Raw genomic sequence first — 20,653 nt, 5'->3', positions numbered from 1 at the left:
AAAAAACTTTTGTTAGTTGTCTAATATCTGACATCTAACATCTAATATCTAATCAAAAATGGCAAAAGAAATAAAATTCGATATTGAATCAAGAGACGCTCTAAAAAGAGGAGTTGATGCATTAGCAAATGCAGTAAAAGTAACTTTAGGTCCTAAAGGGAGAAACGTAGTAATCGAAAAATCTTTCGGTGCTCCACACGTAACTAAGGATGGTGTTTCTGTAGCAAAAGAAATCGAACTTGAAGATAAGGTAGAAAACATGGGAGCTCAGATGGTAAAAGAAGTAGCTTCCAAAACCAACGATATCGCAGGAGACGGTACTACTACCGCTACTGTATTGGCACAGGCTATCGTAAGAGAAGGTCTTAAGAACGTAGCGGCTGGTGCTAACCCTATGGATCTTAAAAGAGGGATCGACAAAGCAGTAACTGCTGTTGTTGAAAACCTTAAATCTCAATCTCAGGAGGTTGGAGATTCTTCAGAAAAAATCAAGCAGGTTGCTTCTATTTCTGCCAACAACGATGATACCATCGGTTCTTTAATCGCTGAAGCGTTCGGAAAAGTAGGTAAAGAAGGAGTAATCACTGTAGAGGAAGCTAAAGGTACTGATACAACCGTAGACGTTGTAGAAGGTATGCAGTTCGACAGAGGATACCAGTCACCTTACTTCGTGACGAACCCTGAGAAAATGTTAGCTGAACTTGAAAACCCATATATCCTTTTAGTAGAGAAGAAAATTTCTTCGATGAAAGAATTATTACCGGTTCTTGAGCCAATTGCACAAGGTGGTAAGTCTTTATTGATCATCTCTGAAGAAGTTGAAGGAGAAGCTTTAGCTACTCTGGTGGTAAACAAACTAAGAGGTTCTCTTAAAATTGCTGCTGTAAAAGCTCCTGGATTCGGAGACAGAAGAAAAGCAATGTTGGAAGATATCGCGATCCTTACAGGTGGACAGGTGATCTCTGAAGAGCAAGGTTTCACAATGGAAAACATCTCTTTGGATATGCTTGGAACTGCTGAGAAAGTAACCATCGACAAAGACAACACAACAGTTGTAAACGGTGGTGGTGACGAAGCGAAAATCAAAGGAAGAGTAGCTCAGATCAAAGCTCAGATGGAAACTACAACTTCTGACTACGACAGAGAAAAACTTCAGGAGAGATTAGCTAAGTTAGCTGGTGGTGTTGCTGTTCTTTACGTAGGTGCTGCTTCTGAAGTAGAAATGAAAGAGAAAAAAGACAGAGTAGATGATGCCCTACACGCTACAAGAGCAGCTGTAGAAGAAGGTATCGTTGCTGGTGGTGGTGTTGCTTTAGTAAGAGCCATCTCTGCACTTGACAATCTTTCAGGATCTAACGCTGACGAAACTACAGGGATCAAAATCGTGAAAAGAGCTATCGAAGAGCCATTAAGACAAATCGTTGCCAACGCAGGTGGTGAAGGTTCTGTAATCGTTGCTAAAGTAGCAGAAGGATCAGGAGACTTCGGGTACAATGCGAAAACTGACGAGTATGTTCAAATGCTTGAAGCAGGAATCATTGACCCAACTAAAGTAACAAGAGTTGCTCTTGAAAACGCAGCTTCAGTATCTGGAATGCTTTTAACTACTGAATGTGTAATCACTGAAGTAAAGAGCGCTGAACCAGCTATGCCAATGGGTGGTGGAATGCCAGGAATGATGTAACAGCGTGTCGCTGAGACAATTTAATATATTAACCGCTCTGCTTTTGTAGGGCGGTTTTCTGTTTTTACACATGGAATACGGTTTCCCGTAAGGGAATATTACTCTAATGTTTTAAATTAATCAAAAATATATTACTTCAATACAAAATTAGAATAAACACATAAACAGTTAATTACAAATAAACACTCCTCAATCAGAACTTTTTATTACAGAATTTCTATACACCTGTGGGGTTATCAGCAATATTTTTAACAAACTATGGCAAAAACAGTAGATATAGCATTCAAAGAATTTAATAAGGAAACAGTTAATCTAAACCCTGATAGAACATCAAAAGCCAATTCGAGTCGTGACTGGTTATGGGGTCAATTAAATTCATTAGATTCTAAAGAATATTTAGATTTTCCTTTCAAATATCAGGATAGACATATAAAATTTGGATCCTTTGCAAGAAAAACAAAGATTCGAGAACTTGATGATATTGATATAATGTTTTGTTTTACTGCAAATGGTGCAACTTACTTACAATCCGGTAGCACATACTATATTCAGACTCCAAATGCTGGTGATCGACTAAAAAAACTATCGGATAATGACATATTAAATTCAAAAAAAGTTGTAAATAAAGTAAAGAATTCTCTTTCAGAAGTTGAACATTACAAATCAGCAGAAATTCACTCAAGAGGTGAGGCTGCAACACTAAGTCTTCAAAGTTATGAGTGGGTTTTTGATATTGTTCCTTGTTTTTATACAGACACTAATCTTTATCTTATCCCAGATGGAAATGGCAATTGGAAAGCTACTAATCCTCTAATTGATCAAAATTTGGTTACATCTACAAATCAGAACTATGATGGCAAATTGTTACAACTAATTAGAACTTTAAAATATTGGAATAGACATAATTCTTCATATACTATTGGTTCATATCTTTTTGAGCAGTTTGTAATTAATTTTGTAAAAACAAAAGCTGAATTATCTAACTGGATAGATTTGGACATTAAAGATTTTTTTTATTATCTAAAAAATCACATTTATAATGATGTTAGCGATCCAAAAGGTATTCAAGGGAATCTAAATAATCTTACCTTTGAACAAAAATATTCAATATCAAACAAAGCTAATTGGGCTTATGATAAAGCTGTAGAAGCCATAACTGCAGAAACAAATGATAAGGATCAAGAAAAAGCAATAAATAAGTGGCGTGAAATATTTGGAACTAAATTCCCAATTTATGAATAAAGGAAAAGACATATTCAATAAACAGAATTTAGATATAAACATTGATAAACTTCTTGCTCAAAGAAGGCTGTACTCTAATGCTAAAAAAGCAAACTATTTTCTTATTTCTCTCACGGTAATTATACCTATAATTATTTCATTAATAACTAATCTTACAATAATTGAAATTAATGACAAACATTGGGTTTATATTTTATATATAGTCTTTGCAATTATTTTAGAGAAAATTTTTGAAATCTATATCGATAGATGCAAAAAAACAGCAGCTTCAATTCAAGAAGATTTTGATACAACAATTTTTCAACTTACTGAAAATGAATTATTAAATACTACGTATGTTGATAACGATATAATTAGAAAGTACTCAAAAAAAGATAAAAAAATACTAAAAAAGTTGAGAGGGTAACAAATTGGTATTCAAAAGAAATTAAAAATATTGATACAAATATTGCTATATTATTTTGTCAAAGAATGAATATTTGTTACGATCAAAATATTAAAAAGAAATACAATATACTTCTTATTACATTATCAATTTTAACGTTTTTTATCTTATTAGGTTTTTCATTATCAAATAATTTTTCTTTAATGAAATTCATGATAGAAGTCGTTTTACCATCAATTCCAATTTTCACTTTTACATATAAAGAGTTTAATACCAGCTTAGAATCTGTTGATAATCTTCAAAAGTTAAGAGAAATTATAGAAGAAAATTTAAACACAATTTCAATTGACGATTCTATCGATATTGAAGAACTTCGTAGAATACAAGATAGAATTTATCAGAATAGAATACTAAGCCCTTTAATTCCTGATTTTATATATAGTTTCTTATGGAGCGGACTAGAAGATCAAATGAACTACTCTGTTAAAACTAAAATAGAAGAAATTATCTCAAAATAATGACAAAAAACCTCATTGTAATATTTTAATTTAACATTTCTTAAATTTAGCTATTATTACTAACAACTATGAATAAAAAACCTTTTTATCAAATTGAAGAAGAGCAAGAAAAAGAATTATTTGAGAATTCAATTATTTTTTTTGATACATCTTCAATCCTTGATATGTATTACTTCACAGAGGAAAACCTACTGGAATTGAAAGACAAATTATTTGACTTACTAAAAGGTCGCCTTTTATTAACTTATCAAACTGAATTTGAATTTTTAAAAAACAGAGAGAAAGTAAAGTTGAAGCCAATAGATTCTTACAATAATTTAATAAAAAAAATAAATGGAAACAATGATAGTGGTCATGTTGAAAAAATTCAAGATATCATCAAATTAATTGAAACCAATTTTAATAATGAATTAAAAGGTCAATTCAAAACTTTACAAGAAAAAGTATCAATTAATAATAAGCATCCTTCACTTAAAGATGTAAATTTTTCAGATTTTGAAATACAGGTAAAATCTTTTGAAGAACAAATTGATAATTTCAAAACAAATTTTGATTTATTTAAAAAAGACATTATTGAAAAAATCGAATTACAGAAAGAAATAATTGCAAATTCTGATGTAGATAGAATTACGCCCCTACTTGAAGAATATTTCAACATAATGCAAGAGCCAACTCTTGATGAAATTAATAGCTATATTCTAGAAGGAGAATTTCGCTATAATAATGACATACCTCCTGGTTATCTAGATAAAAATGAAAAGGTAGGCTTTCAAAAATATGGGGATCTTATTATATGGAAGGAAATCCTTCGGCATGCAAAACAACTAAACAAAGATATTATTTTGGTTGTTAATGATGTCAAAGAAGATTGGTGGTATTATGACAATAAAAAAGCTAAAGTATCACCAAGATATGAGTTACTGAAAGAGTTTAAAGATTTTACAAATAATAAGTTTTGGATGTACGAAATGAAAGACTTTCTTTATAAGGCAAACAAATACATTCCTACTTCAATAACACCTGAAACTATAAAAGATATCGTTGCAATCTCCGAAATGAATTCTATAAACTCTGTAACTCATCAAAATATCCTAATTACTGCCAACAGACAAGATGAGGAACCCTCGAGAATAGATAGACTTGAAAGGGTTGCATTATTTTATTCTAAAAATATTTCTGAAATAAATATATATAGTCTTCATGATCATAAAGGCATTTTAACCGTATCTTGGTCTAAGGAACCAAGTAATATTGAAAAAAAAACCATAGCACTAGCTTGGATGAATGAAAATGAATTAGAAGGACATATAGAACACGTTATTCTAGAATAGAAATTATCTGCTGTACAAAATTTATTGACTTTACTCAAAAAAAATCCGAAGTCTCCCACTTCGGATTTTTTATATCCCACTATCTAAAATACCCCCACTCTCCCATTTCCTATCCCCCAACTTTTACTTATATTTGTTTCTATAACGTACACAAATATGCAAAACAAAAAAATACATCAGGGGAGAAATATCAAGCGTTTTCGGGAGATGCTGGGCATCAAGCAGGAGGCTTTGGCTTTTGATCTTGGTGAAGACTGGAACCAGAAGAAGGTTTCGCTTTTGGAGCAGAAAGAAACTATTGAAGATCCTTTATTGCAAAAGATTTCAGAGGTATTGAAAATTCCTGTGGAAGCTTTCCAGAACTTTGATGAGGAACAGGCTATCAATATTATTTCTAATACTTTTGATAACTGTCAGCAACCAGCTTCTATTTTCTATAATTCTACAATTAACCCTGTAGATCAATTAATCAAAGTACACGAAGAAAAAATTGCGTTGTACGAAAGAATGCTGAAAGAAAAAGATGAAATGATGGCCAGACTGGAGCAGTTGATTCAGAAATAAAAATTGGTCATAATTATCAAAACGACGAAAAGATCTTACAGCAACGGGGATATTCAGCAGCCTCTAAAAAAATAAAGAAACCCGAAGTCTGGACTTCGGGTTTCTTATACGTATATAATCTCCAATTACTCTGAATTTGGAAAATGTAAGGTATTCAGTATAAATGGGCATTTAAAGTGAATACTGGGCCGTTTAATACTGCTGCAATAAATACTTTAAAATATCTGTGGTAGTCACAATACCTTTTAGGTCACCATTTTCTACCACCGGAACAGAATGAAAACTATGTTCGGATAAAATCTCTGCTACCTCTTTTATGGTAGTCTCAGGATTTACAGTGAGAGGAGCTTTTGTCATCACCTGCGAAATAGTAAATACGTCGTATACCACTGCTGACACAGTAACATCCTCCGCATCATCCGATTGTTCTACATCCGCATAGCTGATTTTCAATAAATCACTATAACTTAATACGCCTAATAACTTTTGATTTTCGACAACCGGAATATGCCTGATTTTATTTTTTTTAAATAAATTTTCAGCCTCATACAATGATTGTGTAAGATTGAGTGTAATCAGGTCTTTAGTCATAATTTGGGAAATTGGAACTCTTTGTTTCATAGCATTTTTGTTTAGATTATTGTGAAAATTAACAATGAAAAACGAACCATAAATTCCTTTTTCATACTCAAAGTTAGCGAAGAAACACCCGCCTCATCATACTATTACAGCTGATATTTATCAATTTTCTCCGCTGTATGATATGTTAAATATCATGGTTTCATTTTTGTATTTTTTCAAAGAAACTTCTAACTTTAGTATTTAATTTTCAATAACTTACCAAAAAAACAACTTATCTTTTGCAGACAGACAAGCAGATAATAATTTTGTAGAAAAATATCTTTGCTTAACTAAAAGCATTTTTAGAAATTCTCCCCGTTCCCCAAACTCCCCCGACTTTGGGGAAATAAAACAAAATCCACCCACACTCTAATTTTTATCCCCAAACTTTCTCTTATCTTTGTTTCAATAACGATCTGAACAATGCTGACGATTGTAACACCAAAACAAAATATGGCAACAAAAGAAGAATTCTGGGACAGGAAAAAGAAATTAAATGATGATTTCTTAGTAATGGGCTCTGTGGCCAAACCTGCGACCGAAGAACAAATTAAAAAATATGAAGAAAACACAGGGTTTACCTTCAGTGAAGATGTTAAGGATTTTCTGACCTCATTTGGTTCCTTACTTTTTGAAGTCAAGGAAGAGATCTGGAAACGTCCTCAGGAGTTTGACGTTCTTCCAAGCTGGAAATTCGGGTATGGCTTTTTTGTCTACGGACTTTCGCAGGATGAAGAAATGCCTTCATGGATGGGATTTGAAGAAAAACATCAGGAAGCCCTTGAATATAAGGAAAAGCCATTGGGACAACTATTTTTTAAACGCAGTGGAAATCTCTACAGAGCCTATACCGACAACGGAATCATAAAAATTGAGTATGACAAATACGATGAGGAAGATTATGAAGTATATGAAGGAAATATTTACGATTTTTTAATTGAAGAAATTAATAATTTAGAACAGGATTATCTGGAATATATCAACGAAGGAAAATCCTGATGAGTTTTACACAAGTTTATACCTCCTGATTTTAAGCCTATAAAACAAAAACACTAAAAACTTACTACCCTTGAAAACAAAATTATTATTCCTGTCATTTTTAGGTACCTTGCTGGTCCATGCACAAACGCTTCATTTTCAAAAACTCGCCGGTATGTCTGCAGGCAGAGGGGCCATAGCAAGTGTAATAGTGAATGATAATATTTATGTTTCCAATGGCTATACAGCAGATAAAGAAGTCAATTATATTGAGAAATATAATATTACCGATGACAGCTGGAGCATTCTCAATACCACTCTAAGCCCCAAAAGATTTGCTAATTCGGAGGCTTACCATAATAAGATCTATATTTTTAACGGTTTGGGGAACTGTCATCTTGAAATTTTAGATCTTGCAACCAATACCGTAACCGAAGGAGCCATTAATCCTTATTATGCCGGCGGTTCCGGTTCTGCCATATATAATGGGAAAATATATGTGTTTGGAGGCAGCGGATTGAACGGCGCGCCTATATATTCTGATAAATTTCAGTATTACGACATTGCTTCAGATACATGGCATCCATTACCGGATATGCCTATAGCCAAAGAAACAAAAGGTAAAATTGTTAATAATAAACTGTATGTCATTGGTGGTTTTAACGAAGCTTCTTCTAATCTGATCGATGTTTACGACCTTACTACGAATCGTTGGACCGATCAGTATAAAATGCCTGTTGGGATATCCGGCCACTCATTGGCAGTAGCCGATAATAAGATTTTCATTGTAGGTGATTATAATAATCAGGATTTTCTGGCCTATTTTGATACTACCACCCATAAATTCTACCAGCTATCATCCAATATGAGTCCCCGAAGACACGCAGCTGCAGAAGTATATAACAACAGATTATACATCATTGGAGGAAATACAAGTACTCTTCCCTCTTCCTCTATTAAAAGCACACAATTTGCAGAGATTAATGAAATAATGTTCAATCTGAATATCCCGTTATCTCCATAGACGAGAAAATCATCGATATCCAGTTACTCAAAGTCAGGAAACTTTACGCCATTAAAAAAAAATAAAATTCGAATCTCCCACTTCAGATTCAGCTTTTACATATATTTGTTTCTATAAATAGGTAAAACAAACACGAAATCTTACTACCATTGAAAACAAAATTATTATTCCTTTCATTTTTGGGTTCACTGCTCACCTATGCACAAACGCTTCAGTTTAAAACTCTCGCTAATATGTCTGCAGGCAGAGGTGCCATAACAAGTGTCATCGTGGATGATAATATCTATGTGAGCAATGGATATCAGCAAAACGGAGGCAATGCCAATTTTATTGAAAAATATAATATTACCGATAATAAATGGAGTGTTCTCAATGCAACTCTAAGTCCCAAAAAATTTGCGAATTCGGAGACGTACGATCATAAGATTTATATTTTTAACGGCTGGGGAAACAGTCATCTTGAAATTGTAGACCTTAAAACCCAGAAAGTAACGAAGGGAGCTGTTAACCGTTCCTATACTGGAAATGCTGGTTCTGCTATCCATAACGGAAAAATATATGTGTTCGGTGGCAGCGGACTCAACAATGCTGCAACCACTGTATTTTCTAACAGATTTCAATATTATGATATTGCTTCCAATACCTGGCATCCACTACCGGATATGCCCAACGCCAGAGAAGCAAAAGGTAAAATTGTGAATGATAAATTGTATGTCATTGGTGGTTTTAACGGTACTTCATCCCGTCTGATCAATGTTTTCGATCTCAATACTAATCGCTGGACCGATCAGTTTATAATGCCTGCCGGAATATCCGGACATTCATTAGCGGTATCCGGTGATAAGATTTTTATGGCAGGAGGTTATAATAATCAGGCTTTTCTGGCCTATTTTGATACGACAACCAACAAATTCCATCAGTTATCCTCCAATATGATCCCAAGAAGACATGCAGCAGCAGAGGTATATAACAATAAATTATACATCATCGGCGGAAGTACAACGTCATCCACCAAATCAGCTATTAAAAGCTTACAAGCAGCTGATATTACTGAAAGTACACAGGATACAAAAGAAAATTAAGTACACAACATTCTCAAAATAAAAACACTTGATGATTGACGAAATTTTAGTACAAAAAATGATTGAAGATGAAATTCATCCTGATTATACCATCTTCAAATATTATGAAACAGATCCTTATATTTTTATTTTCTGGAAGCATAAAAATATGATAAAGATGATGAAAGAGGAAAGTTAATTGGAGTCGGACCTATTGTTTTTGATAAATCACAAAAGAATTATACCATTTTGGGTTCCGGATCAAACAATGCGCATTATTACAAACATTTGCCAGACAATCTCTTTGATGAATACAGAATCATCAATACTTTTGAAAGCATTAAAGCCGGAATTGTAAGGAGAAAGTATGTAAATACTGATGATGTTGACAGATTATGCCAAATTATAACTAATGGTTGGGCCAGTGTTGATTTTGACATGTATTATCCTAAAGACTATGATGTAGAAATTCATATTATAGCTGTTTTGAAAAACAAAGAACAACAAGATATCATCATCAACTTCTGGAATGAAATAGATTACCAATATAAAGTATTGAATGATACGGAAATACTACTTTGGAAAACAAAAGACGAATAAAAAATTAAAAATCAGAAAAGATGGAATTCCTTATGATAAACAAAAACAATAACTAACACAGGTTGACAATCAAATTTAAATAAAAAACAATGAGAAAACATATTATTTCAGGGATTCTAATTCTAATATTCCAGGCATTATCTGCACAGATAAACACTGACCTTATTAAAAAGAATGTCTCTGAAAACCCGCAGGAAAATTTTTATAAACTTTTAGACGTATTCAAAGTAAATCCTTCTGAACTGACGCAGGAGCAGTTGAATCAATTGTATTACGGAAGTAAATTCATAAAAAATGATTACACCATTGGAAATTATAACAGTGAATCCGGAACATTCTGGAAACCTGCCCAAAAAAGACTGTCAAAAAGTAAAGCAGAAAAAATGGTGGCTGAAGCAGAATCAAAATACGCCATCAATCCTCTCAACAAAGATTTACTGGATGATATGATGAATATTTATAGTGCACTTGATGACCATAAAAAAAGAGAATTATGTGCCAAGCAAAAAGATCTCATCATTCAAACGATAGAAAAAAGTGGTGATGGGAAAAGTGAAGAAACAGCAATTTGTGTGTTAACTCCTGGAGAAGTTTTACAACAACTTGAAAATCTCGTTACCGAAGGACCGAGAGCAGACTTTAGTCAAAAAATGAGACAACTTTCAGACGGAAGCATTCTAACCATTTATAAAATTGGAGACAGAGAAGTATTTGTAAAATTGGTTGGCGGATATTTTTAATAACTTCCAATGATGTAAAAATAGGCAGCAATTACATACTTTTCTGCAACATCCCTTCCTATCAATTCACATACTAATGTACCATATTAAGGTAAGCTGCATGGCATGGATAAGATATTATGCTAATTCGTAGATTTGAAAACCAATAACCATACTATGAACGCTCAGGAACTTCAAACATTACTCACCGAAAGAGCAGAAAAATTTCATCTCAAAAATGAAGCGTTTCACACGCTCCAAAAAATACTTTCAGAAGATCCTGAAGAATTGATAGGAGGCTTTGCCCGCCACGAAATTACCTTTGTATTTGAGGGATACCAATATCTGATTGAACAGCGATACCAGGAACCCATTATCCGGGCAAGAATAAGTCTTTGTGTGGAAAAGGAAACGTATGTTGAAAATTTAGAACCCATCGGGTATTATGATCTTGAAATGGATTTTGATGGCGAAATAGTGGACGACTGGTTTGTAATTGAGAAGGAAAAGTACCTGAAAGATATTGGAATTATATCCTATTTTCAGAATATGAACAAAAATATGCCTCCTCAATATTTACGTAGAAACCACAGTGAATATAAATTTGTTTCTTACATCTCTCTGATTGGAACACTCTTCATCAGCAAAGAATTTGAAGGGGCCGGAGTATTTATCAACAGAGCGAACACTTATTTAAATGACACCGATAATGTTTTACCGGATAAAGATTATTTAAAGAAATGCCGGTATTTTCTGAAAATGATGACCCACTACTTACTAGAAAACAATTTATTATCTGAAAGTTTAAAACAAAGATTGATCGATAATAAGAATAATAACCCACGGCTCTAAACCCCTGACCTTGTATCAATAGTTGAAGAAATGTTATGAAAAAAAGACAATTTAAAAAACTTGACAATTCAATTTCAAGCTTTCAATGGATAAAAAAGAAAAGTGAAAGATATTGGCAGAAAGTAGATATGATGGAATGCTGGGGATTCCAGATTCAGGAAGGAAGCAAATGGAAAAAAGGATTGTCAGAGTCTGAATTAGAAGATTTCCAGAAACAACTGAACATCACCTTTCCGGAGTCATTAAAAAACTATTACAGAACGATGAATGGTCTTGATAAACCGGGAATAGATAATAATGGTGGTGAAGGAGAAATTGATTTTGGTCCTATATTTTATTCCTATCCTGATGACATTCCCATCATAAAAGCAAGAATTAAACTGACCTTGGAAGCCAACCGCGTGACTGAAGATATTATGAAGAACCAAAATGTACCTCCAATTATCCCCTATTTAGGACATCGGTTTTTAATACTGGATCATGAAGAAACTGTTCTTTCAATGTTTGGTGATGATATTATATTCTGGGGTGGCAATTTATCAAAAGGAATTGCACAAGATATTTTTCCAATTCGTCATGCTGAAAAAAAGAAAATTGATACAAGCTCATTCTGGAACAAAAAAATAGGATAATTTAACTCAATCGTTCTACTTAGCTACTCCAATCATTACATTACAAGAAGCTGGAAAATTTCTGTAAATATTCAGAAGTAAAAAACATCTATACAACATGAAAAAAGCATTTGAATTTCTCACCCATTTAAAAGAAAATAACAACCGGGAATGGTTTACTCAGCATAAATCTGAATATGATATCATTGTAAAAGAAAATAAAGTTTTTTTTAATCAGATCTATCAGGAACTTCAGGAGTATGATCAGCTTAAAGGAATTCACATTTTTAGAATTTACAATGACGTACGTTTTTCCAAAAACAAAACGCCTTATAAAACCAATTTTGGCGTTGGATATTCCCGCTCGAAGCCCATGTTGAGAGGCGGATATTATATTCAGCTGGAACCGGGCAACAGTTTTGTAGGTGGTGGATTCTGGGGGCCTGAAGCCAAAGATTTACTTCGCATCCGTAAAGAATTTGAAATCAGCAGCACAGAAATTGAAAAAATTATTGCTGATAAAACTTTTATACAATATTTCGGAGAACTTAAAGGAGACTCTGTAAAAACAGCACCGCGGGGTTTTGATAAAAATCATCCGGCTATTGATCTGATCAGGAAAAAACAATTCCTTGTGATGCGGAAATTTACAGATACGGAGGTTTTATCAGACAATTTTCAAAAAGAAGTCCTCCTGACTTTACTCGCCATGCGGCCTTTTTTTGATTATATGAGTGAAATTCTGACCACGGATATGAATGGGGAGCCTTTATTTTAAAACCGGAAGTTTTTTATGTACTCTTTATAAGAACAGGAAAATTCAGTATGTCATTCTGAACCTAACAGTCCAATAAAAAGTAATATTATCTTTCAAAATGAAACGAATCCTGCAAATTTTAATTTTATTCATCATTGATTTTCTAGTCATCTGGATCTGGTTCTACGATATTGATCCTGATCCCAGTATTTCTATTGCTGTTGTAATAATTTATCCTTTATTATTTTTTATTAATCTGCTGGCCGGAGGTATTTTGTGGATAACAAAGAAAAAAAATTTATCTAGGTTGTTTATCATCAATTCTGTTGTTTCTGTTGCGATCGCCAGTTTTCTTTGGCCAAATGCTATCAGAAGACACCAAAATCAAATTTGGATCAGCTATAGCTTTCATCACAATGCAAAAAATTACAATATTAGTATTCACAAACCCGATCATACATTTATGATGACAGAATCTGTAAATCCAGGAAGTTCGACTTCATTTCTGGAAGGAGTTTGCAACTATGAAAACGGAAAAATAATTTTAAAAACAGATTCTACCCGGTATAGTATTGAACACAATGTATTAATAGGATTTACAAAAAATAAAATACCGCTAAAAAAGGAATAACAACCCTTTATAAAACATGTTCCAATAAAGCTATGAAAAAAGCATCTTTATTCATTTTCGCTTCATTTATACTATTGAGCTGTTCCGAGAATTCAATACGGTCACTAGATTTTGGTGATTTTAGATTAAAGGCTCCAGGAAGTTGGAAAAAATTGAAACCGGAAGCTTGTGATAGTAATGCCGGAATTATCATCACGAAAAATAATGATTCGATTTTCTACGATTACGGACCTTATTCCTATTCATTAGAAGAAAATGTAACGATTATTAACAGAAAAGATCTCAACGAACTTCTAACCGTGAATCCAAAGGCTGATACAACAGAATTTATTGTCATTGATAAAAATGCTAGTAGAGAAGATTTTGTCAAAAGTAAAATATCCTATAAAAAAATTGATGGATATAAAGCAAAAATAGTAGAGCCCAAACAAGTAGGCAAAGGAATGACAGGAGTTTATATCGACAGCCTTAAAACTGAATCAATAGGAAATATCAAGTTCAATTTATATGGCATTAATCTGAAGAAAGAAAGTCAGGTAGAACTTTTAAAGGCAATTCAGACATTACAATTTAGAAAATAATATAACTGAGAATTATTTTCTATGGTATTGAATAAAATCTCTCTAATAAGGATTTCCCATTAAGTTTTTTATATTTTTGCTCTGCCAAAAAATTAACAACACCCATGAAACTGTATATTTTATTTGTTCTTCTTTTTATTTCCGGCATAGTAGCTGCACAAGAAAAAGAATATCCATCCATCAAAAAAGGAGATTTTCCGGAAGGCATTTATATGACTCTGGAGGATGTTTTAAATAAAAAACCATCTTCAACCGAAGAGGTCTATTTCAAAGCCTGTGAAAAATGTGATTCTCTTGCCATGCCGGAAAAAGCATTCTTTTATTTCAAACAAAAAAATAAGAGGGTAAAAGTTCCATTAGCTGTTTCGCATAAAGGAGAAATGTATTTTCAGACCTATCGAAAATATACCAATAAGAAAGACAATGGATATGATCCTGACCAGTATTCGAGATTTTGCAAAGTTTTGAACTATGGAAGATTCATTTATTTTGAAGAAAACATGAAAGGCTTATGGTCGAAGGCACTCTTAGGAGCATTAACTCCTCTAGCCTACTCTATCAATGGAAAAACCAAAGGAATTGTTTTAGATTTAGACAATAAAGAATTCAATATTCTGCAAAACTGTGATGATTTAAATGACTTTCTATCCAAACATGACCTTCCTGAATTTCAATGTAATTCAGAAACCTTCACCATTGGAGATTTGAGAACAAAAATTGAAGAAATTAATCTGCCTTATCGCTAAGCTGATGAACAAGCTTCAATTTATAATTCTTGTAAAATCCAGGCTTTTTTTACTTTTTCTAGTATTATTTTCTGTGAAAATTGCTGCCTGTAAATGCAATGGTACTCCTACTTTAAAATCTTCTTTTGAAAATGCTGATTTTGTTTTTATTGGGGAAGTATATGATATTACAGAAGTTCCATCTGGGTTTAAAACGGTCCAGAATATTCTAAGTAAAGTAAAAATCAATAAGACCTACAAATCGGATTCCTATGATGGATTTTATACACACAATGCTACCCTTTTCGGATCTCCGCTGCATTCCTGTGATGTTCTTTTTACCCAGAAAGGGGAATATCTGATTTTTGCATATGATGAAAAAGGTACCGGATTTCTCTACTCTGACCAATGTTTTATTCAAAAAAAACTGGATGAGCTTTCTCCGGAAGAATTAAAAGAACTGGAATCTTTAAGTTCTCAGTATAAAAAATTATCTGAAAACTCTGATACATCCAGTAATCCTGAACTTACAGATTTGATTGTGGATGATTTCAACCATTCCGATAGAAAGGTCAATGAGCAAAAAATAGAAATATCATCACTCAACCAACAAAATAATAGATATAAAATCATTATTTATATTTCTATTTTTGTGATCGTTATGTTTCTTATAACTCTAATCTTCCTGCGCAGAAAAACACAGCATTGAAATCAATAAGAAGAAAGCAATATATTTGTTCTGAAAACTACATCATGATTAATATTTTCTTTCCCAAAATAAAAAGCCCACGCAGTAGTTTAAAAACAATCTGGTATTTTCTTCTTTTCATTTTGCTCTTCTGCAGTTTTTGCTGTAAAGAAAAAGTAAAGGATAACAGTCGTTTTATAACCTATCAGGTGAATCCTCAGAAAAAAAACACACAGCTGTATTGGAAAAGTGACAAAGGTGAGCTCCTGAAAAGTCTGGATCATCTGATTACTGATGTTCAGTATAAAAATAAAAAATTAGTATTCGCTATGAACGGAGGAATGTTTGAACCCGACAACTCTCCAAAAGGTCTTTATATTGAAGATTTTAAAATACTAAAATCCATAGATACATTGCAGGGCAGCGGGAACTTTTATCTTAAGCCTAATGGAATATTTTATTTAACCCGAAATAACCGGGCAGGAATCGTAGAAACTAAAAAATACGTACAAAATAAAGAGGTCAGATATGCCACACAATCTGGCCCCATGCTTATAACAAATGGAAAAATCAACCCGATCTTTCAGGAAAATTCTAAAAATCTGAATATCAGAAACGGCGTAGGAATTCTGAAAAATGGGGATCTCCTTTTTGTGATGTCTAAAAAAGAAATCAATTTTTATAATCTGGCAGAGTTTTTCAAAAATTCGGGTTGTAAAGACGCTCTATATCTTGATGGATATGTTTCAAGAACTTATCTTCCGGAAAAAAAATGGATCCAGAAAGATGGAAACTTCGGTATAATGATAGGAGTCACGGAATCTAAAAAATAAAAGTTATCCTCATTTCATAATGAAGAGGTAAAATATACCTATCTTTCCTCTCATTTTAAGAAACTCAACGCCTAAATCAATCTTATTCAACATGAAAAAAATAATACTAGACCTTGCCACTACATTAGACGGATTTATTGAAGGACCCAACGGAGAAACCGACTGGTGTATCATGGATGATGATATGGATTTTGATGGGTTTCTTTCCGGCATAGACACTATTTTCTACGGAAGAGTAAGTTATGACGCTTGGGGAAATTATCAACCGGAAGAAAATGCAGGTTTAGAAGAGCAAAAACTTTGGGAAGCAGTTCACTCAAAGAATAAATTTGTCTTTTCCAGTCAGAACCGAGAAGATGAGAATGCCGTTTTTATCAGTTCTGATATTGTGGAAAAAGTTTCAGAAATAAAAAAACAGGGAGGAAAAGACATCTGGCTGTATGGAGGAGCAAGTCTTATTAAAACATTTATTCAGGAGAATCTTATTGATACCTACAGAATATCTGTTCACCCAATTGCTCTGGGAAAAGGAAAGCCTCTTTTTGAAGATTTAAAAGAAAGACTGAATCTAAAATTGGTCAAAACCAATGTTTTCAAATCCGGTGTAGTACAGCTTATTTATGAGGTTTAAATAAAAATAATCAAACAAATCATGAAAAAAATAATAGGAATCTTTTTTTGTCTGGTGACTTCCTGGACGATGTCCGGACAAAATATTTCTGTCATTGAAAAAAAACTCAACCGTTCTTTTCAAAGGATTCAATACTGGTATGATACAAGCCGCAAGAATATCCTCACTGAGGACTCTCTTTACGCAGCCAATAGAAAGTTCGAAAAATTATTACATCACTATACATCATCCAATCCTCAAACCTTAAAACATGATTTTAAATCACTTACAAAAAGTGGATTATCTATCAGTTCCTCGGAAGATGGTAAATTTAGAATCTATTCGTGGAATACGCTAACCGGAGGAACAATGCGTTTTTACAGAAGTGTTTTCCAGTATGAATCCGGTAAAAAAGTACAGAGTGAAACGTTGAAAAGCGATATGGAGCAGAATGCAGAATCTAATTATTATCAGATTAATGATATTGTATCACAGAATAAAAAATACTATCTGGCCCAAAACATTTCTGTATACAGCACTGCCCTTTATTACTATAGAGTAAAAGTTTTTTCTATTGACAATGGCAAGTTAAACAGCAATGCTAAACTTATAAAAACCGCTTCCGGAATCCAGAATGAGTTAAGCTATGAATTGGATTTTACCGCATCTTCTAACACCAATAACTCTGTCAAAACCAAAGCATTTGAAAACCTGGATATTCAATATGATCCTAAAAAGAAAATCATCAGTATTCCGTTAATTCTTGATGATTCTAAGATTACAGAAAAGAAAATCCGTTATCAGTTCAAAGGGAAGTACTTTGAAAAAATATAATAGATTTATGGTGTTAAGACATTAATTCAAATTAAATAATCCTCTACCCTTCTTCAATAAAAACATTTTTTAAACACCATGTAATATTATCACACTCAAAAGTGTCTTATTTAAAAAAAATTACATGAAATCTATTCTCACCTGTATCGTTTTAATGTTTGCGATGCATCCTCTTCTTTCACAAAAATCCCAAAAACTGGAACAGTTATTTTCAACGTATGAAAAAGCAGGATTGTTCAGTGGTTCTGTTTTGATTGCCGAAAAAGGAAAAATTATTTTTGAAAATAGCTACGGCTATAGAAATGCTCCTAAAAAAGAGAAAAATACCAATAATAGTCTTTACAGAGTTTTCTCCACTACAAAAATGTTCACGGCAACTGTTATTTTTCAGTTGGAAGAACAGGGAAAATTATCTCTGAATGACAAACTTTCCAAATACTATCCTGACTTTCCGAAAGGTGACAGCATTACCATTGCCCAGCTGCTTTCCCATACTTCAGGAATTCCCAATGATACCAACTCTGAATACACTCTAAATGAAGAAACATTTTTAAAATATATTGCTGCAAAACCTTTGAATTTCTCCCCTGGTAAAGATTGGGATTACTCCAATTCAGGGTATTATATTCTCGGTTATATCATTAAGAAAGTTACAGGCCTGAATTATGATCAGGTCATAGAAAATAATATCCTGAAACCTCTGAAAATGAATCACAGCGGATTCAACTTCAATAATGTAACGGATGAAAACAAGGCATTTGGATATGAATTTTTATCAGCTAAAAGGTCGAACGAAGCGTTGCGTTTCAAAACCGATCATCCTTTTGCTGCGGGAGCGATGTACTCTACGGTGGAAGATATTTTTAAATTTAATGAAGCGTTAAAAAACTATACCCTTCTTAAAAAAGAGACCACAGACAAAGCTTTTACACCTTATCTTAAAGATCATTATGGCTTAGGTTTCCAGATCTCTATGGATTTTGATAAAAAAAGGATTGGCCATGATGGTGGCGGACCTGGCTACAGAAGCCGATATTACAGAGTTCTGGATGATGATATTTGTGTGATTCTAATTTCCAATTCAGAGCTTTCTCACTCCGATTTTATTATTCCTCAAGTAGAAAAAATACTGTACAATAAACCTTATAGCATTCCGTCCATTGCAAAAGTGAGTGCAGAGGATTTAAAAAAGCTGGAAGGTGTTTACTCTACAGAAAATTCAAATTTTTATATCACCAGTAACGATGGACAACTTGTTTTCAAAGAAGGCAGCTATCCAAGAAATGCGTTGTTACCAAAAAGCAAAACATCTTTCCAGCTGGATGAAAAATTCACCTGTACATTTCAACGGGATCAAGACGGAAAAATAAATATTCTTGTCATTCATTTCTGGGATGGAACTGTAAAAACAGCAAAAAGAAAGACCAATACTCTTGCGTGGGGAATTATTGGAAATGCTACTCCGAATGGTTGGGACGGAAAAGATATACTGCTACAAACAGATCCTAAAAATCCGAATATTTATTTTCTGAAAAACTATACATTAAAAAAAGGTAATTTAAAATTCAGGTTTAATAATGACTGGGGATACAACCTCGGTCTGAATAATGACAATAAAAGTATTGCCTTCGATGCTTATGATTTCCCAATCCATGAAGATGGAATTTATGATATTGTTCTTGACATGACCAACGCTGTACAACCACAATACAGCATTAAAAAATCAAATCCATAAAACCAGTATTCACAAAGTAAAAATACATATTTCAAAGCCGTTTTGTTTTCAAAACGGTTTTTATTTTTAATTTCCATTACTATTTTTTATTATTTTTATCTCACACAAAATCAAACACAAAATAGAATCTATGCCCCATTTTATAATAGATTGTTCACAGGATATTCTTCAGCAGAGAACCCCCGATGAATTGATGGATGCAGTTTATGAAGCGGCAGACGGAACAGGACTGTTTGCTCCAAATGACATCAAAGTAAGACTTCAACCCTATCAGTATTACAAATTAGGCACAGGTAAGAAAAATTTTCTACATGTGTTTGGGTATATCATGCAGGGGCGCAATACAGAACAAAAAGCAGATCTTTCGAAGCAGATCTGTAACCAGCTTTCAGAATTGCTGCCTGACATTTCTTTTCTTTCTGTCAATATCAATCATTTCGAAGCAGCGACATACAGCAACAAAGCACTCATTAATCCTGAAAATTCAGACCAGGACAGGCATTTTGGTTTATAACATTCACCTTTACACACACAACTAAACATTAATAATATGAGCTTAAAAACATTAGTCAGCAAAAGTGCACAGTACAACAATTGGGTAGTCAATAAATATATCGACTGGTTATCCACAAAGTCTGATGAACAACTTAACCAGGAAACTATTTCCAGTTTTCCGACTATTTTAAAAACACTACACCACATCTGGCAAACTCAGGAATATTGGTGGAGCCACATTTCAGAAAAAGATGATTTTGATTTTGTAAAAACAGCAGAAACTACCAGCAAAGAGGATGTTTTCAATGCCATAAAAAACAATTCGCAGAAACTTGTAGATTATGTGGAAAGTTTATCTGAAGAAGATCTTTCAAAAAATGTAAAGATAGAATCCCAATGGTTTCAGTGTGATTTTTCGAAATACGAGTATATCCAGCATGCTATTCTTCACGGAACGTATCACAGAGGACAGATCGTAACAATGGGAAGAAATATAGGAATCACTGATGCTCCTATGACGGATTTTAATTTCTGGAATATTTATAAAGACAAACAATAAAGCTATATCTTTTCT

The 20,653-nt window shown here is 33.2% G+C and carries 26 protein-coding genes; 25 read left to right on the top strand and 1 reads right to left on the bottom strand.

What is annotated here, in order from left to right; all coding sequences use genetic code 11:
• Positions 1–58: 58 nt before the first annotated feature.
• The 6 genes from groL to KBP46_RS18385 all read left to right on the top strand — a co-directional run bounded on the left by groL (position 59) and on the right by KBP46_RS18385 (position 5,724).
• Positions 59–1,684: a chaperonin GroEL gene (gene groL / locus KBP46_RS18410; protein ID WP_065399281.1), complete on the top strand. Its 1,626-nt coding sequence runs from the start codon at positions 59–61 to the stop codon at positions 1,682–1,684.
• 258 nt (positions 1,685–1,942) lie between these two features.
• Positions 1,943–2,926 (top strand): hypothetical protein, encoded by a 984-nt coding sequence (locus KBP46_RS18405; protein WP_216443858.1) that lies wholly within the window; start codon positions 1,943–1,945, stop codon positions 2,924–2,926.
• A complete protein-coding gene (locus KBP46_RS18400; RefSeq protein WP_216443857.1) occupies positions 2,919–3,332 on the top strand; it encodes an S-4TM family putative pore-forming effector in 414 nt (137 codons plus the stop codon). Before KBP46_RS18405 ends, KBP46_RS18400 begins: the two co-directional genes overlap by 8 nt.
• A 20-nt stretch (positions 3,333–3,352) precedes the next feature.
• Positions 3,353–3,829, top strand: a complete 477-nt coding sequence (locus KBP46_RS18395) for an S-4TM family putative pore-forming effector (protein ID WP_216445502.1) — start codon at positions 3,353–3,355, stop codon at positions 3,827–3,829.
• 68 nt (positions 3,830–3,897) lie between these two features.
• Positions 3,898–5,160, top strand: coding sequence for a PIN-like domain-containing protein (locus tag KBP46_RS18390; RefSeq protein ID WP_216443856.1), 1,263 nt, complete (start codon positions 3,898–3,900; stop codon positions 5,158–5,160).
• Between the two features lie 156 nt (positions 5,161–5,316).
• Positions 5,317–5,724, top strand: coding sequence for a helix-turn-helix transcriptional regulator (locus KBP46_RS18385; RefSeq protein WP_216443855.1), 408 nt, complete (start codon positions 5,317–5,319; stop codon positions 5,722–5,724).
• Between the two features lie 192 nt (positions 5,725–5,916).
• On the opposite strand, the gene KBP46_RS18380 is transcribed toward KBP46_RS18385, so the two are convergent.
• Positions 5,917–6,345 carry a CBS domain-containing protein gene (locus KBP46_RS18380; protein ID WP_216443854.1) on the bottom strand — a complete coding sequence of 143 codons (429 nt, stop codon included), beginning with the start codon at positions 6,343–6,345 and terminating at the stop codon, positions 5,917–5,919.
• A gap of 453 nt (positions 6,346–6,798) precedes the next feature.
• Here KBP46_RS18380 and KBP46_RS18375 point away from each other — a divergent pair, with 453 nt between their 5' ends.
• The 19 genes from KBP46_RS18375 to KBP46_RS18285 all read left to right on the top strand — a co-directional run bounded on the left by KBP46_RS18375 (position 6,799) and on the right by KBP46_RS18285 (position 20,638).
• On the top strand, positions 6,799–7,344 hold the full coding sequence (locus KBP46_RS18375; RefSeq protein WP_216443853.1) for a hypothetical protein: 546 nt from the start codon (positions 6,799–6,801) through the stop codon (positions 7,342–7,344).
• 70 nt (positions 7,345–7,414) lie between these two features.
• Entirely contained in the window at positions 7,415–8,347 is a 933-nt protein-coding gene (locus KBP46_RS18370; RefSeq protein ID WP_131797555.1) for a kelch repeat-containing protein, read from the top strand.
• A 149-nt stretch (positions 8,348–8,496) separates the two neighbouring features.
• Positions 8,497–9,429 carry a kelch repeat-containing protein gene (locus KBP46_RS18365; RefSeq protein WP_216443852.1) on the top strand — a complete coding sequence of 311 codons (933 nt, stop codon included), beginning with the start codon at positions 8,497–8,499 and terminating at the stop codon, positions 9,427–9,429.
• 31 nt (positions 9,430–9,460) lie between these two features.
• A complete protein-coding gene (locus KBP46_RS18360) occupies positions 9,461–9,607 on the top strand; it encodes a hypothetical protein (RefSeq protein ID WP_216443851.1) in 147 nt (48 codons plus the stop codon).
• A gap of 89 nt (positions 9,608–9,696) precedes the next feature.
• Positions 9,697–10,008 carry a hypothetical protein gene (locus KBP46_RS18355; RefSeq protein WP_216443850.1) on the top strand — a complete coding sequence of 104 codons (312 nt, stop codon included), beginning with the start codon at positions 9,697–9,699 and terminating at the stop codon, positions 10,006–10,008.
• 89 nt (positions 10,009–10,097) lie between these two features.
• Positions 10,098–10,748: a DUF4919 domain-containing protein gene (locus tag KBP46_RS18350; protein WP_216443849.1), complete on the top strand. Its 651-nt coding sequence runs from the start codon at positions 10,098–10,100 to the stop codon at positions 10,746–10,748.
• Between the two features lie 135 nt (positions 10,749–10,883).
• Complete coding sequence (locus tag KBP46_RS18345) at positions 10,884–11,579, top strand: hypothetical protein (protein ID WP_216443848.1); 696 nt, start codon at positions 10,884–10,886, stop codon at positions 11,577–11,579.
• 35 nt (positions 11,580–11,614) lie between these two features.
• On the top strand, positions 11,615–12,211 hold the full coding sequence (locus KBP46_RS18340) for an SMI1/KNR4 family protein (RefSeq protein WP_216443847.1): 597 nt from the start codon (positions 11,615–11,617) through the stop codon (positions 12,209–12,211).
• Between the two features lie 97 nt (positions 12,212–12,308).
• Entirely contained in the window at positions 12,309–12,968 is a 660-nt protein-coding gene (locus tag KBP46_RS18335; protein ID WP_123279114.1) for a DUF2461 domain-containing protein, read from the top strand.
• Between the two features lie 97 nt (positions 12,969–13,065).
• Complete coding sequence (locus tag KBP46_RS18330) at positions 13,066–13,578, top strand: hypothetical protein (RefSeq protein WP_216443846.1); 513 nt, start codon at positions 13,066–13,068, stop codon at positions 13,576–13,578.
• Between the two features lie 32 nt (positions 13,579–13,610).
• Positions 13,611–14,159 carry a hypothetical protein gene (locus KBP46_RS18325; RefSeq protein ID WP_216443845.1) on the top strand — a complete coding sequence of 183 codons (549 nt, stop codon included), beginning with the start codon at positions 13,611–13,613 and terminating at the stop codon, positions 14,157–14,159.
• Positions 14,160–14,263: 104 nt separating this feature from the next.
• Entirely contained in the window at positions 14,264–14,905 is a 642-nt protein-coding gene (locus KBP46_RS18320; protein WP_123279112.1) for a hypothetical protein, read from the top strand.
• Positions 14,877–15,593 carry a hypothetical protein gene (locus KBP46_RS18315; protein WP_216443844.1) on the top strand — a complete coding sequence of 239 codons (717 nt, stop codon included), beginning with the start codon at positions 14,877–14,879 and terminating at the stop codon, positions 15,591–15,593. Before KBP46_RS18320 ends, KBP46_RS18315 begins: the two co-directional genes overlap by 29 nt.
• A gap of 188 nt (positions 15,594–15,781) precedes the next feature.
• Positions 15,782–16,405, top strand: a complete 624-nt coding sequence (locus KBP46_RS18310; RefSeq protein ID WP_253297081.1) for a phosphodiester glycosidase family protein — start codon at positions 15,782–15,784, stop codon at positions 16,403–16,405.
• Positions 16,406–16,496: 91 nt separating this feature from the next.
• The gene (locus KBP46_RS18305) at positions 16,497–17,036 is read left to right on the top strand and encodes a dihydrofolate reductase family protein (protein WP_062675865.1); all 540 of its coding nucleotides are present in this window, start codon (positions 16,497–16,499) and stop codon (positions 17,034–17,036) included.
• 21 nt (positions 17,037–17,057) lie between these two features.
• Complete coding sequence (locus KBP46_RS18300) at positions 17,058–17,849, top strand: hypothetical protein (RefSeq protein ID WP_216443842.1); 792 nt, start codon at positions 17,058–17,060, stop codon at positions 17,847–17,849.
• 124 nt (positions 17,850–17,973) lie between these two features.
• Positions 17,974–19,584 carry a serine hydrolase gene (locus KBP46_RS18295; protein WP_216443841.1) on the top strand — a complete coding sequence of 537 codons (1,611 nt, stop codon included), beginning with the start codon at positions 17,974–17,976 and terminating at the stop codon, positions 19,582–19,584.
• A gap of 130 nt (positions 19,585–19,714) precedes the next feature.
• Positions 19,715–20,098: a 5-carboxymethyl-2-hydroxymuconate Delta-isomerase gene (locus tag KBP46_RS18290; protein ID WP_216443840.1), complete on the top strand. Its 384-nt coding sequence runs from the start codon at positions 19,715–19,717 to the stop codon at positions 20,096–20,098.
• A 36-nt stretch (positions 20,099–20,134) separates the two neighbouring features.
• Positions 20,135–20,638 (top strand): DinB family protein, encoded by a 504-nt coding sequence (locus KBP46_RS18285; protein ID WP_062675861.1) that lies wholly within the window; start codon positions 20,135–20,137, stop codon positions 20,636–20,638.
• The last annotated feature ends 15 nt before the right edge of the window (positions 20,639–20,653 follow it).

The organism is Chryseobacterium sp. PCH239, from assembly GCF_018924625.1.
Lineage (GTDB): Bacteria > Bacteroidota > Bacteroidia > Flavobacteriales > Weeksellaceae > Chryseobacterium > Chryseobacterium cucumeris.
Note: the sequence above shows the minus strand (reverse complement) of the source record. Positions and strands in the feature narration are given on the sequence as shown.

Coding starts and splice junctions, on each gene's coding strand:
- KBP46_RS18290 (WP_216443840.1), top strand. CDS start 19,715: ATGCCCCATTTTATAATAGATTGTTCACAGGATATTCTTCAGCAGAGA.
- KBP46_RS18305 (WP_062675865.1), top strand. CDS start 16,497: ATGAAAAAAATAATACTAGACCTTGCCACTACATTAGACGGATTTATT.
- KBP46_RS18405 (WP_216443858.1), top strand. CDS start 1,943: ATGGCAAAAACAGTAGATATAGCATTCAAAGAATTTAATAAGGAAACA.
- KBP46_RS18295 (WP_216443841.1), top strand. CDS start 17,974: ATGAAATCTATTCTCACCTGTATCGTTTTAATGTTTGCGATGCATCCT.
- KBP46_RS18360 (WP_216443851.1), top strand. CDS start 9,461: ATGATTGACGAAATTTTAGTACAAAAAATGATTGAAGATGAAATTCAT.
- groL (WP_065399281.1), top strand. CDS start 59: ATGGCAAAAGAAATAAAATTCGATATTGAATCAAGAGACGCTCTAAAA.
- KBP46_RS18340 (WP_216443847.1), top strand. CDS start 11,615: ATGAAAAAAAGACAATTTAAAAAACTTGACAATTCAATTTCAAGCTTT.
- KBP46_RS18350 (WP_216443849.1), top strand. CDS start 10,098: ATGAGAAAACATATTATTTCAGGGATTCTAATTCTAATATTCCAGGCA.
- KBP46_RS18330 (WP_216443846.1), top strand. CDS start 13,066: ATGAAACGAATCCTGCAAATTTTAATTTTATTCATCATTGATTTTCTA.
- KBP46_RS18385 (WP_216443855.1), top strand. CDS start 5,317: ATGCAAAACAAAAAAATACATCAGGGGAGAAATATCAAGCGTTTTCGG.
- KBP46_RS18335 (WP_123279114.1), top strand. CDS start 12,309: ATGAAAAAAGCATTTGAATTTCTCACCCATTTAAAAGAAAATAACAAC.
- KBP46_RS18390 (WP_216443856.1), top strand. CDS start 3,898: ATGAATAAAAAACCTTTTTATCAAATTGAAGAAGAGCAAGAAAAAGAA.
- KBP46_RS18300 (WP_216443842.1), top strand. CDS start 17,058: ATGAAAAAAATAATAGGAATCTTTTTTTGTCTGGTGACTTCCTGGACG.
- KBP46_RS18375 (WP_216443853.1), top strand. CDS start 6,799: ATGGCAACAAAAGAAGAATTCTGGGACAGGAAAAAGAAATTAAATGAT.
- KBP46_RS18325 (WP_216443845.1), top strand. CDS start 13,611: ATGAAAAAAGCATCTTTATTCATTTTCGCTTCATTTATACTATTGAGC.
- KBP46_RS18320 (WP_123279112.1), top strand. CDS start 14,264: ATGAAACTGTATATTTTATTTGTTCTTCTTTTTATTTCCGGCATAGTA.
- KBP46_RS18400 (WP_216443857.1), top strand. CDS start 2,919: ATGAATAAAGGAAAAGACATATTCAATAAACAGAATTTAGATATAAAC.
- KBP46_RS18285 (WP_062675861.1), top strand. CDS start 20,135: ATGAGCTTAAAAACATTAGTCAGCAAAAGTGCACAGTACAACAATTGG.
- KBP46_RS18380 (WP_216443854.1), bottom strand. CDS start 6,345: ATGAAACAAAGAGTTCCAATTTCCCAAATTATGACTAAAGACCTGATT.